The 12173-nt window shown below is 57.4% G+C and carries 12 protein-coding genes; 1 reads left to right on the top strand and 11 read right to left on the bottom strand.

From position 1 onward, the window contains the following. Positions 1-6: 6 nt before the first annotated feature. From ACU6HM_RS11855 to ACU6HM_RS11805, 11 genes are all read right to left on the bottom strand, one after another. The gene (locus tag ACU6HM_RS11855; protein WP_446763845.1) at positions 7-2430 is read right to left on the bottom strand and encodes a TonB-dependent siderophore receptor; all 2424 of its coding nucleotides are present in this window, start codon (positions 2428-2430) and stop codon (positions 7-9) included. 63 nt (positions 2431-2493) lie between these two features. Further along, positions 2494-3471 carry a FecR family protein gene (locus ACU6HM_RS11850; RefSeq protein WP_446763844.1) on the bottom strand — a complete coding sequence of 326 codons (978 nt, stop codon included), beginning with the start codon at positions 3469-3471 and terminating at the stop codon, positions 2494-2496. 5 nt (positions 3472-3476) lie between these two features. Continuing rightward, positions 3477-3989, bottom strand: a complete 513-nt coding sequence (locus ACU6HM_RS11845) for a sigma-70 family RNA polymerase sigma factor (RefSeq protein WP_250756160.1) — start codon at positions 3987-3989, stop codon at positions 3477-3479. Between the two features lie 280 nt (positions 3990-4269). Continuing rightward, the gene (locus ACU6HM_RS11840; RefSeq protein ID WP_446763843.1) at positions 4270-4587 is read right to left on the bottom strand and encodes a hypothetical protein; all 318 of its coding nucleotides are present in this window, start codon (positions 4585-4587) and stop codon (positions 4270-4272) included. Between the two features lie 388 nt (positions 4588-4975). Further along, positions 4976-6694: a porin gene (locus ACU6HM_RS11835; RefSeq protein WP_369325882.1), complete on the bottom strand. Its 1719-nt coding sequence runs from the start codon at positions 6692-6694 to the stop codon at positions 4976-4978. Between the two features lie 145 nt (positions 6695-6839). Beyond that, on the bottom strand, positions 6840-7742 hold the full coding sequence (locus tag ACU6HM_RS11830) for a CorA family divalent cation transporter (RefSeq protein WP_009458713.1): 903 nt from the start codon (positions 7740-7742) through the stop codon (positions 6840-6842). Next, positions 7739-8692, bottom strand: a complete 954-nt coding sequence (locus ACU6HM_RS11825; protein ID WP_446763842.1) for a magnesium transporter CorA family protein — start codon at positions 8690-8692, stop codon at positions 7739-7741. The genes ACU6HM_RS11830 and ACU6HM_RS11825 overlap by 4 nt, the downstream gene beginning before the upstream one ends. A gap of 3 nt (positions 8693-8695) precedes the next feature. Next, positions 8696-8995, bottom strand: a complete 300-nt coding sequence (locus ACU6HM_RS11820) for a hypothetical protein (protein WP_009458709.1) — start codon at positions 8993-8995, stop codon at positions 8696-8698. A gap of 43 nt (positions 8996-9038) precedes the next feature. Next, positions 9039-9977: a CorA family divalent cation transporter gene (locus tag ACU6HM_RS11815; protein WP_009458707.1), complete on the bottom strand. Its 939-nt coding sequence runs from the start codon at positions 9975-9977 to the stop codon at positions 9039-9041. Further along, complete coding sequence (locus tag ACU6HM_RS11810) at positions 9974-10312, bottom strand: hypothetical protein (RefSeq protein ID WP_179136473.1); 339 nt, start codon at positions 10310-10312, stop codon at positions 9974-9976. The genes ACU6HM_RS11815 and ACU6HM_RS11810 overlap by 4 nt, the downstream gene beginning before the upstream one ends. A gap of 110 nt (positions 10313-10422) precedes the next feature. Further along, complete coding sequence (locus ACU6HM_RS11805) at positions 10423-10764, bottom strand: hypothetical protein (protein ID WP_009458705.1); 342 nt, start codon at positions 10762-10764, stop codon at positions 10423-10425. Positions 10765-11359: 595 nt separating this feature from the next. On the opposite strand from ACU6HM_RS11805, the gene ACU6HM_RS11800 reads away from it, so the two are divergent. Next, positions 11360-12166: a thiazole synthase gene (locus ACU6HM_RS11800; protein ID WP_009458704.1), complete on the top strand. Its 807-nt coding sequence runs from the start codon at positions 11360-11362 to the stop codon at positions 12164-12166. Positions 12167-12173 lie beyond the last annotated feature (7 nt).

The following is a 12173-nucleotide window of genomic DNA, read 5'->3' as shown; positions in this document are numbered from 1 at the left end:
TTCGGCTTAGAACTGATACTTCACCGCCAGCATCATGTTGCGCGGTTCGCCCCAGGTATAGGTGCTGTACCAGGAGAACATGGAGTAATAGCGCTTGTCGAACAAGTTATTGACGGTAAAAGTGGCCGACAAATTTTTGTTGAAGCGATAGCGCGCCATCGCATCTACCAGCCAGTACCCCGAGACCGTATGCCGCACCTTACCCGGCGATCCAGGTCGACTGACATCCCCCCAGGTCTTGCTTTGCCAACGTGCACCGCCGCCCAAGGTCAGGCCATTCAAGCCACCCTCAAAATCGTAGGTGGTATAGATGTTGAACTGGTGTTCAGGCGATAAGGTCGACACCTTTTCACCATCGCGGCGCGACAGCTTGTAGGCATAGCCTGCATGCATCTGCCATTGCGACGTTAACTGACCGGCCACTTCCAGTTCTACGCCATGAGTACGCACACCTTGAGTGGCCTCATAAGCGATACCCCCCGACGGTGTGCGCCCCCCCGTTTCCTTGCCAAAGTTATCCTGACGCAGCTGGAAGTAAGCCAGGCTGGACGTCAAACGGCCGCCCATGAATTCGCCTTTGACACCGACCTCGTAGTTATCACCACGCAAGGGGTCCAGAGTACGACCGCCCTCGTCTTGCAAATCTTGGGGCTGAAAGATATTGGTGTAGCTGGCATACACCGAGAAGTTGTCGTTCAGGTCATACACAGCGCCAAAGTAAGGCACCCATACACCCGTTTCACGCATATCCAGCTTGTTGTAGTTGGCATAGCGTGTACCCAGCAGCAGCTTCAAGTCATCGCGCAGGTTCAGGCGCGTGCTGACGTACAAACCATTTTCTCGTGTCACTTCACGATCATCGCCCAGATGCTTCCAGTTCATGCGCGGCCAGCGACCGTCCCATTCGTAGTAATTCGAGACATCGGTATTACTGTTTTCACCGTAAGACGCATTGGTCCAGCGACGGCGCGATACGCCGCCCCCAACCACCAACTCGTGCTCGCGTCCGAACAGTTCAAAGGGGCCGGTCGCATAGAAGTCAGCCGTGTTCGAGACCGTCTTGCCCACGTAGCGCCCGGACCATAGCGACACACCTTTTCCGGTCAAAGGATCAGGGTTACCAGCGGCCGCAGCCGCCAGCTCAGAGTCATAACCATTGACCAAGCGATTGAGCTGCACCTTGGCCATCCAGCCACTGTCGAACTCATGCTCCAAAGTGGCAAAGGCCGAACGGGTGTACTGGTTCCAGCGACTCCAGCGCGTACCGTTATTAAAGGAACGGTCCATCTCGTTGAAGTGGCCCTGCGCGTCATAAATCGGGATGCCCCCCCAGGTTGATCCTTTGGGATCGTTGTCCTGCAAATCTGCACCCAGGGTCAAGCGGGTATCCGGTGTCAGGTCTGCTTCAACGATGCCGTATAACACCAAAGTCTGACGCTGGTAGTGGTCCAAATGGCTCTTTTTGTCCTGATAGGCACCAACCAGACGGCCACGTAGCGAACCTGACTCGTTCAAAGGGCCGGAGAAATCCGCTTCACTGCGGTAATTGTTCCAGGAGCCCAAGCCCGCAGTGGCATATCCCTGAAACTCGTGCGTCGGCTTTTTACGAATCATATTAATAGTCGCGCCTGGGGTCCCACTGCCAGTGAGCAAACCGGAGGCGCCTTTCAATACCTCGACACGATCGTAAATCGCTGTGTCCGTGAGCGAATGGCCTGCCGTGTATGGTGAATCGCGCAAGGTAGGGATGCCATCATATTGGAAGTTCTGGACACCAAAACCGCGTGCTTCGTAAACGGTACGCTCGCTGTCATAAGTAATGATGCTGACGCCCGGCGTATGGCGCACCACGTCATCAATACTGGTCAGGTTGAAGTCGTCCATCTTCTTGCGTGTAGTCACGCTGATGGCCTGCGGCGTCTGACGCGGAGTCAGACGCAAGCGGGTTGCCGTGGCAATCGTGCCCGCTGCATACGTGCCTGAACCTTCGGTAATGTCGCCCAGCGCATTGCGGCGCACTTCAATACTGGCCAAAGACTGCACACCGGCGTCATCCGCCAAGGTGTCGCTATCAGGCAAGGCAATCAAGACATAGCCCTGATCCCGGCTTTGCACCTGAAACGGCTGCCCAGCCAGCAAGGCGGCAAAGCCTTCCTGCACGGAATACTGTCCCTGCAAGCGCGGAGCGCGCAAACCTTGCAATCGGGAGGAATCCATCACCAGCGCTACCCCGGCCTGTTGAGCGAACTGGCTCAAGCGGCTGGCCAGATCCCCGGCCTCCAGCGCGTAGGCTTGGGTCGTCTGGGCCGAGGCCGGCGCCACGCTCAGCATCAAGGCCCCTACAAAGGCCAAGCCCAGCAGGCGGCGGCAGGTATTGGGCATGAACGGCGTCTTCACAAGCGCCAAAGGCGGCGCATTCTTCGGGACCATGAAATCTCTCCTTCTTTGGCAAGGTCTATCTGTTAAAGACGCACGAGCTCAAAAAAGCGGCAATCAAGGCCTGAAATTAATCATCAATCCTTGGTCTGACAGGTTCTGCACCTGCAATCGGGGATACAAGTCCTTTAGCAAAGCCAGAGCCGACAAGGGCTTGTCGGCAGGCAAGACAGCGCTGACCGTCAAACCTTCCATACCTTGCGGATTGATCTGTGTTTTGCCGGAGTACTGGCGGGTGATCTGCTCCAGAGCCTGCGTCAAAGGCACATGCTCCAGAAGCAACTGCCGCTGGTCCCAAGTGCGCATGACACGGCTTACATCGGTCTGGCGGTTCGCCCCCAGGCCTTGCGCATTGATCTGCACCTGATCGCCGGGCCCCAACTCGCGAGCGGCTTGCGGGCCCTGGGGGCGCGGATAAGCCAGCACCCGAGAAGACAGCACCGTCAACAGCGTGCCTTGCGGCTGTTCCTGCACAATAAATTCAGTTCCCAAGGCTTGCGATACCGCCTGACTGCTCAAGACCCGCAAGGGTCGATCCGGCTGCTTGGCTACCACCACCCGGACCTGCCCTTCCAGCAGCTCAATATCCCGGTACTGCTTGCTATACAAAACCTTGACCTGTGATGCTCCGGCCAACTCCAAACGAGTGCCATCCTCCAGCACCACACTGCGCCATTCTCCGGCAGCGGTCTGTACGGACTGATTGGACCAGGGCAATACAAAGGCCAGAATCGGCAAGATAAACACCACAGCCCAGAGCAGCAGCATCATGCCCTGACGCCAATCACGCAACAGCTTGGGTCGAGCCGACAACCCTGCATCCAGCGCACTACGGCCAGGGGTGGTATTGGCATGTACCGCCAGTTTTCTGACTCTGCCCAAGACCGCTTCCATACCTGCGGCCGCCGCTTCGTGACGCGGGTCCTGCGCACGCCAGGCCATGAATTCGGCTTGGGCCTGTTCGGTGAATTGTTCGGGATCAGACAAGAGCACAACCCATTGGGCGGCCTGTCGCTCTATCTCCTCGTTGGACATGGGGCTCAAGCTGGAATCAAGGTCTGAACATGGAGCAAAGCCTGCACCAGATCATTACGCACAGTGCGTTCGCTAACCCCCAAGCTCTTGGCCACGCTTGATTGCGTTTCCCCATCCAGATAGCAGCTCAGGAACACCATGCGAGCCCGCGCGGGCAACTCGTCCAAAGCCTGAGCCAACAAGGCCAGCGCCTCCAGGGTTTGGGCGCACTGCTCTGCCGAGGGTGCTTGCGCCCCTTCGGCCAAGGTCGCCTCCAAGGCTTCCAGATAGGCTTGCTCAACCGCCATGCGTCGGCTGCGATCAATTAACAGCCTTCTGGCCGTGGCAGCCAAAAACGCACGAGGATGACGTAAATGATGAACGGTAGAGGGGGCCAACAGCAGACGCACAAAGGTGTCCTGAACCAGATCTTCCGCCGTAAAGCTGCAATGCAGACGCGCGCGCAACCACCGCAACAACCAGCTACGGTGATCTTGATAGAAATCTCCCATCCCTATGGGCGCTGACGGATAGTCCATAGACCCCGATCAAACTAATCAATAATCATTCTCATTCCAAAATTATGACATGAAAAGACGGGGATTCTGATTGCGAGCGTCGCAAGCGTCGTCTGCTCACGACAGATCATCGATGAAAACAACTGTTCGCCCTGCAGGGCCGTAAAAAAAAGAAGTGCGTTCAGGCTGCAATCAAAAAGGCGGGCATAGCTATAAAGCCATGCCCGCCCAAAGATCTCTGCACAGATCATTGCCGCGGCGCCGGGTTACGCCCCGAATGTCAGGGGCATCTGCCAAGCTCTTACATCACAAAAGAAGGCAGTGTCAGCACGGCATGAGTGGGTTGGTAGCGAAAGCCTTCTACATCGTTCAGACGGGCTTTGGCACGACGGGACAGATGCTTGAGGACTTGGCTGCGCTCCACGGTAGGCAGTGTGGACAGTGCATTTTCGATGGTGCGACCGGACAGGTCATTAAGTGCGTAAGCAAACTCGCAAGCGCCGTGGGTTTGCAGCAGCTCCAGCAGGTAGCCTTGACGCTGGCGGGATGCGGCCAGGCGCAGAGCGTCTTGCAGAGCGTTGTTGTGTGGGGCGGAACGAAACAGGTTGAGGCGGAACATAGCATTCTCCTTCGGACACAGGGGTCCAGAAAGAGTGCTCACCTCATCAGAGGGAGCCGCTTTGTGGTCCAGTGTCCAATTGACTGGTCATTAAGGAGGCTTGTCCTTTACAGGAACAAAGCCATAAAGAAGGATCAGGGTCCATTTACTTTTAAACGTGAGTAGTTAAAAAAGAAGGTGCAACGGTTTTTGCACCAACAGTATTTTCGCATCTGAGTGTGGGCTTGTCTGCCAGGCATTGGCACACTTTCCATCGCCTTGCAGACATCAAATTTATACTTAGGGATATGTCTCCTGAGCCGTCCCCACAAGCACTCAGCCCTGCCCGACCTTCCTGCGCCAGGGCCAGTAAGAACACGGACTCAGGTGCAGGAAACCGGCCATTTCATTAGAAGTGATGCGTCACACCCAAAGCCACACGGCTGCTACGCGGTTCGCTGGCACTGGCTGCCGTTTCCATATCAAAGCGACGTCCTTGAGCCGCAAAGGCATAGACGCTGGTGCGGGGCGACAAGGCATGCACGTAGCCCACAGACATCACCTGAATGCGACGTGCGCGCTCATCGGTATCCTCCCAGGTCCAGTTCGGACGGCCCAAAGACCATTGCAGCTGGAACTCGCCCTTGCCTACAGGAATCGCCGTGCCCACATACCAGGTGTCCAGTCGGCCACCGTTGATGAACTCCGCCGGGCCCAAGCCTTCCAAGCCCTTGTCTTGCAGATGGGCAGGACCATCATCACCATTCAGGCCCACAAAGCCATTGCTCTGACGGCTCCAGCCAGCTGCAAGACGGGCTACCTCAAAGTCATAGCTCGCACCCAATTGCCAGGCCGTAGGACGATGGGACTCGACACGACTCAAGCTCTCGTAACTGGCCCCCAACAGCCAGGGGCCGTCCTCGTAGCGCAAAGCGAGGCTATAGAGTTTGCTGCGGGACCCTCCCAGGCCCTGCTCGCCCACATCCGCGCTATAGCTGGCGCCTAACTGCATACCCGCCCATTCCGGGCTGCGCCAGCTGAACTGATTGGAGATCTGGTAGTTGTCCGAAGCACGCATCAAAGCGCCCATACCAAAGTCTTTCCAGGAACCTACTTCAATGGCAGAGACAAATTCCTGGCCCACGGTGTACTGGCGTCCAAAACGCAGCTCGCCCCAGTTATCACTGCCCAGACCCAGCCAGGCCTGATAGTTGAACAGACGCCCGGAATCCTCGGCCCGGCCTGTGGCCAGATCAATACCGCTTTCCAGATTGAAGGTGGCGCGCAGCCCATCGCCCAGATCCTCATGGCCGCGAATCCCCCACAGCGAGTCCGTCTGCCCACCGCTTAACACGTCGCGCTGCGAGCCTTCGCCGCTCACGCGAGTCCAACCCAAACCGGCATCCAAAGTGCCATAGAGCTGCACCGAGGTTTCAGCATGGCTGTGGCTGGGCATCATCAGCGCTCCTGCAAGACCAAACAGGGCCACGCCAGCTGCCAAAGAAGCGGCTTTGCCCAATTGAAAAGGACTGCACTCCAGCACACGACGCCAGCCGCAGGCCACAGGAACAGGTTCACGCATCAGAACTCCTAACAAGGTTTGATTACCCGTCGCCACCACCACACCTTGTGCGGTCCCGGCCACAACCCGGTCGCCCATGGCGCAAGTATCGGGTGCGGCCTGCAAAATGGCGCGGTTCAGAATCAGGTGATCCTGATGGATCAAGCGCAGATCCGCCGGCACGTAATCACCGGCAGACAACAGCACGATATCGCCAGTCACGAGCATACGAGCCGGCACGCGGGACTGGTGATCCCGTGCCAGATCGTACATGGTCAAATCGCGGCGAACCTGACAGGTTTGTTTTTTCATGGTCTGGACCACTTGGGTCAGATCAGCAGGGCTGGAACGCAGTACCCGTACTTGATTGGGGCCGCTCTGTATCAGACGGCGCAACACTTCATCAAAGGCCAGGCCATGGCGCTGGGTATTCAAGGCTTGCAACACTTGTGGCACGCTGCGGGTGGCGTAGTAGCTCAGCGCACAGTGGGCGCGGCGTACCAGACGCACCGGGCTCTGGTGTACGACGGCGCTGTGATCGGGATGGAAAAACCGGCTTGCATTCATGGATACCTCTACACATTGGTGCAGGGACGGCCACCCCGCTCTGAAAAGCTAAGGATGTGTTTACCGTCGCAGTGGAAAGACAAAAATCGCGAATTGATTCGGGTAGGAGTTAGCGCCTAACCGGGCCAGCACACAGCACTCCCCCTTAACGCAACGCGCCCGATTTCTTGATTGTCCAGATCGGTACCGCCGTCAACACCAACACGGTCACCAACTGCACCCACATGGTGCCCTCCCAAGATAACTCGGGCATGACATGGAAGTTCTGACCGTACCAGTTGATCAAGGCTGTACCGGGCACCAGCAAGGCCCACAGCACCGTAAAGACCTTGGTCACGTTCAGGTCGCTCATGGCCACGGACTCTCCGGCGGCACGCCAATGAAAACGCTGGCGTTCAATGGCGAAATGCGCACGGCGCTGCATGCCTTCAATGGCGGCAATCAGCTCGTCCACTCGGCTCAACTCCAGGCTTTTTTCCTGATACACCCAGCGGCGCAAGCGTTGTGCGGCCTGCTCCAGATCGTCAATGGAATGCATCACATGAGACAGCGGTTTGTGCAGGGTTGCCATATGGCTGTCCAGATCAATCATGTCCTCGGCACCGCGCGAATAGTCCGTGCCGACATTGGACAGAAAGCCGCGCAAGGACAGGGTCGAGACACTCAGGCCCTGATCAATACGGTCCAGCACTTGCGAGGTCTGAGCCAGCAATTGATACAGCAAAGTCAAAGCCAGGGCATGGGAGCTGGCCAAGGACATTTCCTGGGCACTCAAGCGCTCCAGAGCCTGGCCGGGACGCAGCAGACGATGGCCAGTTTCCACGGTATACAAAGGCTGATCATCCTGCCCCAAACACCAGATCAGGTCAGACACCTGCATCTGTTCGTCACTCACTCGCACACAGCGTATGCGTGTGGCCATCCCCAGGCTGGCCTGGGCTTGTGGCAACAAATCCACGCGATACAACTTGCCCAGATCTTCCAGTGCCTGACGGTCAGGGGCCTGCAAGCGCCGCCAGGAAGCCATATCCTTGAAACGGGCCGTCATCGCATCCACCCTTTACGCTTTACATAGGCCAAGGGAGCCAAGGCAAATACGGCGGTCATGCCCATAACCAGCCACTCGCCACCGATAATTTCCAGCTCGGGCATATTGGCAAAGTTCTGGCCGTAAAACGCCGCGATCAGCGTAGGCGGCAAGAACACTGCAGTAACCACTGTAAAGACCTTGATCACCTGGTTCTGCTTCAAATCCAGCGTGGTCATCAAGGACTGCTGCAAGTTGCGGATCTTGTCGTGCTGAAAGCGGGCATAGCGACGCAAGCTTTGAATGTCGGAGAGCAACATGGACAGGTTCTCTGCGCTTTCGCCACCGGGCGTACGACGCAGCCAACGGCCTGCGCGAGCCAGCATCAATTGCCCTTCCACGGTTTTGGCGACCAACTCCTCGGCCTCTCCCAGACCGATGGCGGTACTGGCAATATCCGCCACCCCGGCCTGACGGCCGGAGGTATCAAAGCCGCCACTGGCTGCCGCCACCGTATCGCTGCGTTCGTCCAGACGCCCGGCAATATCGGAAATCGTGGCACGAGCCTGGTCGTTCAGAGCCTGCAGGATCATGAACAGAATTGAAGCGGGACTGGGCACGGCGTGCCCGGCCTCTACCCTGGCGTTCAACTGCTGGCTGACACGCTCCAAGGTATCAACCCGCACGTCCTGCTCCACGCTGATCAGGCGGTCCTTGCTCAAGACGAACAGCAGGCTGGTTTCGCGGTACTGCTGGCCCTGACGTATCACCATCTCCACGGGAATCAGAATAAAGCCCGCTTCTTCCGCGGCAGCACGGCCCCGTTTGACGCTCAGGTCCAGGCCCAGTTTGGCTTGCGCCTCGGCCAGTTCATCGTGCCGGCTGGCCGACAGCTGCAACCATGCCGTTTTTTGCCCGCGCTTGTCGCTCAGGCTGGACACCACCGCGCCCCCCTGTTTTTTTTCAGTCATGGCTTAGTCCTCGCTTTGTACCTGTTCCGCTTCCGGGGAAACCATGTAGTGGCCATACAAATGCAGACCGGCAAAACTGCCCAGAATCAGGATGTACAGCACCACCACCGCAATCATGATTTCGCGCTCGATATGCGCGGTGCGTGGGCGGTTGGCACGCGCCCGGTCAATGGCCTGACGGCGCTGCTGGACGGCCGCGTTGGAGTCCGACTGCAGGCTCAAGTCTTCATTCCAGACCAGTCCGCGTAATTTATCCGAGCCTGCCGTTGCCACCTCGGTACTGCTTTTCAGTGTGTTCAACATACGAAATTCTTCCCATTCATTTAAGTATCAAAGGCAGCGCGCTCTAGCGCAGCCAGCCCCGGTGTTTCACATAGATCAGCGGCAACATGGAGAACAAGGCGGTGGAAATAATCCCCACTATCTCGGCGTGCTCCCATTGCAGAATCGGCATATAGGCAAAGTTCATGCTGTAGTAGGTTGAAATCAGCATGGCGGGCAGGAACACGGCGGTCACCACCGAGAACACTTTCACAATCTGGTTCTGCTTCACGTTCAGCGCCATATTGTTGGTGGTCTGCAAAAGGCGGACGCGGTCGTGCACAAAGTTCACCTGCTTTTCCACGGCCTCGATGTCGTCGATCAGGGTATGAAAAACAGGCTTCAGTTTTTCCTGATCTGCGGGTAAACGCGCCAGGGCATGACGAGCAGCCATGGCCAGCTGCAATTGGCTTTCCAGGCAGTCGGACAAGAGTTCTTCTACTTCGCTCAAATCCATCTGGGTGGAGACCACATCACTGACGCCAAAGTCCCGGTCCTTGGTTTCCAGGCTGTTGAGCACGGCGTTGGTCTGAGTCAGCACCTTGCCCAGATCGTGGCTCAGGGAGTCCAGCAGTTCATCGGTGGCATCGTTAATGGATTGCAAAATCACCGCAAAGCTTTCAAAGGCGTCGTTCTCGCGACCATCACGCTGCAAGCGCTGCAGGGCCTGGGCCAGTGGCTTGGGGCTGGGATCAGGTTCAATGGACACCAAGGCTTCGCGGCTCAGGATGAACACCACACGGCTGGCTTTCTTCTGACCCTTGTCCACGTTCAGAAACGTCACAGGCACAAAGCTGAAGGGGCCTTCCTGTGTGGGACTGTTCTGCAAGGTCTGTGGAATTTCCACGCCCAGCTTTTTACGAAGGCCACTGATCTGCTCGGTGGCATGGATGCTGATGCGCATCCAGTTATTGGGCTGGCCGTCGTTGCCAAAGAGCGGCGGCGTTTTACCTTGGTCCGTCATTGTTGATCTCCATCAGAACGGGTCTCTTGGGTGCTGGACGCATCGGGCGACGGCGTCGTGGTACCCATGTAAAAGCTGGAATGCGAGCCGGAGGTAGAACTGGTCCGGGTTTCCAGGTGCGAGTTGCTGAAAAACAGCCAGCTCACCACCACAATCAAAATGCCCCACGAAGACAGCAGCATGGAAAAGGACAGACGCTCGTAGCGCGACCAACGCTTGCGACCCTTGAGCGGTGCAACACTGGGGCGACGCGCCGAGCGGGTCCAGACCTGGGCGGCCAGCGAGTTGTCCTGATACGGTTTGCTGCTCAAGGAAGAGGGAATGGTTTGCGGCATAGCACTCTTTTGGGTTGATGAAAGCCACAGCAGCCGTCCATGACGGTGCGAACCCCGCATGGGCTGGTCTGCTGTGACAGGTTGAACAGAAAATGGGTAGGGTCCAGTGCTCAAGAGCGCTGGGGCTGGCGATACTCACGCAGCCAGTCCTGCGTGCCGTAGCGGTGCGGGAACAGGGTGAACAGGCTGGGCGACGGGCCATGAGTGCGGCGGCGACCCAAATGCCCTACTCGCACGCCGGTATGCATGGCGTTGTAGACCTGACTGCGATCAAACTCGGGAAGCATGGCCAGAACATCGGCGCGGACACGAGCCGAAAGCTCGGGCAAGGCCTGGGCAAAAGCCAGGGTGCCGTGCGAGGCCAGCAAGTCGCACACGGCGACAGGGCGGTAAGTGGCGACAGCCATACGCAAAGCGCGCTGCAAGCTATCGTGAGGGCGGGAAAACAGCATGAGATTCTCCTGGGCACACGGCCACAGAAGCGCCCCACACGTCTTAGACCGTGAAGAACCTGGAGCCGGTGCTCAATTCGCAATGGGGTTTCATGCGGACATGAAACGCGGGGCGCAACGCAAATGTGCGTCTTTCAGATTCAGGGTCAGGGCCCAAGAACGTGCTCCTTTAACAATCAAACAATGCCAATCGAACTCAAGCCCCAGGTACATCAGCACCTGAGGCTTGTGTCCGAGCGATAAAACAGAAAGAACGGATGAAATCTACGGATCCCTCAAGAAAAATCCCGTTCTTGAGGAACAACAGAATTTTCGCATCGCAACCCTGGCAGGGCCAGCCTGCATTGGGGCCTTGCGCATGGCCTTAAACATAAGGCGAATATGCCAAGGTATATATTTGCCACAGCCACAGGCCAATCGCGCTCGCATCCGTGGCCAGCCCCCTGCCCGAGCCAAATCCCTATCGCACACCAGCAAGCCGGCATACGGGTTTTCCTGCGGGCACCGGCCAAATGGATTATTCTTGCAGTGTTTGCCCTGCAAAAAACCAATTCTTTATCCGTCAACAAAGACGGATGCGCAACAAAGCACCACCATGACCCAAACAGTGAACAACGATCCCTTTATCCTGGCCGGAACCAGCTACCAATCCCGGCTATTGGTAGGCACCGGTAAATACAAAGATTTTGATGAAACTCGTCAGGCTATTGAAGCCAGCGGCGCTGAAATTGTGACGGTGGCCATTCGCCGCACCAATATCGGCCAGAACGCCAACGAGCCCAATCTGCTCGATTACCTGCCCCCCTCCAAATACACCCTGCTGCCCAACACCGCGGGTTGCTATACCGCCGAGGACGCCGTGCGTACCTTGCGTCTGGCCCGCGAACTGCTGGACGGCCACAAACTGGTCAAACTGGAAGTGCTGGGCGACTCCGGCAATCTGTTCCCCAATATGCCCGAAACCTTGAAAGCCGCCAAAACCCTGGTGGATGAAGGCTTTGATGTGATGGTGTATTGCGCCGACGACCCTATCCAGGCTCGTATGCTGGAAGACATTGGCTGTGTAGCCATCATGCCCTTGGCCTCCCTGATCGGTTCGGGCATGGGCATCATCAACCCCTGGAACCTGCGCCTGATCATCGATCAGAGCAAGGTGCCTGTGCTGGTCGATGCCGGTGTCGGTACAGCCTCGGATGCGGCTATTGCCATGGAACTGGGCTGTGATGGTGTCCTGATGAACACCGCGATTGCCGGTGCCCGCCAGCCTGTGATGATGGCCAGCGCCATGAACCTGGCTGTACAAGCCGGTCGTCAGGCTTATCTGGCTGGCCGTGTGCCCCGCAAATACTACGATGCCGACCCCAGCTCCCCCACCGAAGGGCTGATTCACTCCCGTACCTGATTGAGAC

The sequence above is a fragment of the Alcaligenes sp. RM2 genome, assembly GCF_052931795.1.
This window is presented reverse-complemented; position numbering and strand designations above follow the sequence as displayed.

What these genes read in the sequence shown, in the direction of transcription:
- ACU6HM_RS11810 (WP_179136473.1), bottom strand. Translation starts at nt 10,312, where the DNA reads ATGCCGCAAACCATTCCCTCTTCCTTGAGCAGCAAACCGTATCAGGAC.
- ACU6HM_RS11855 (WP_446763845.1), bottom strand. Translation starts at nt 2,430, where the DNA reads ATGGTCCCGAAGAATGCGCCGCCTTTGGCGCTTGTGAAGACGCCGTTC.
- ACU6HM_RS11830 (WP_009458713.1), bottom strand. Translation starts at nt 7,742, where the DNA reads ATGACGGCCCGTTTCAAGGATATGGCTTCCTGGCGGCGCTTGCAGGCC.
- ACU6HM_RS11835 (WP_369325882.1), bottom strand. Translation starts at nt 6,694, where the DNA reads ATGAATGCAAGCCGGTTTTTCCATCCCGATCACAGCGCCGTCGTACAC.
- ACU6HM_RS11845 (WP_250756160.1), bottom strand. Translation starts at nt 3,989, where the DNA reads ATGGACTATCCGTCAGCGCCCATAGGGATGGGAGATTTCTATCAAGAT.
- ACU6HM_RS11805 (WP_009458705.1), bottom strand. Translation starts at nt 10,764, where the DNA reads ATGCTGTTTTCCCGCCCTCACGATAGCTTGCAGCGCGCTTTGCGTATG.
- ACU6HM_RS11850 (WP_446763844.1), bottom strand. Translation starts at nt 3,471, where the DNA reads ATGTCCAACGAGGAGATAGAGCGACAGGCCGCCCAATGGGTTGTGCTC.
- ACU6HM_RS11820 (WP_009458709.1), bottom strand. Translation starts at nt 8,995, where the DNA reads ATGTTGAACACACTGAAAAGCAGTACCGAGGTGGCAACGGCAGGCTCG.
- ACU6HM_RS11840 (WP_446763843.1), bottom strand. Translation starts at nt 4,587, where the DNA reads ATGTTCCGCCTCAACCTGTTTCGTTCCGCCCCACACAACAACGCTCTG.
- ACU6HM_RS11800 (WP_009458704.1), top strand. Translation starts at nt 11,360, where the DNA reads ATGACCCAAACAGTGAACAACGATCCCTTTATCCTGGCCGGAACCAGC.
- ACU6HM_RS11825 (WP_446763842.1), bottom strand. Translation starts at nt 8,692, where the DNA reads ATGACTGAAAAAAAACAGGGGGGCGCGGTGGTGTCCAGCCTGAGCGAC.
- ACU6HM_RS11815 (WP_009458707.1), bottom strand. Translation starts at nt 9,977, where the DNA reads ATGACGGACCAAGGTAAAACGCCGCCGCTCTTTGGCAACGACGGCCAG.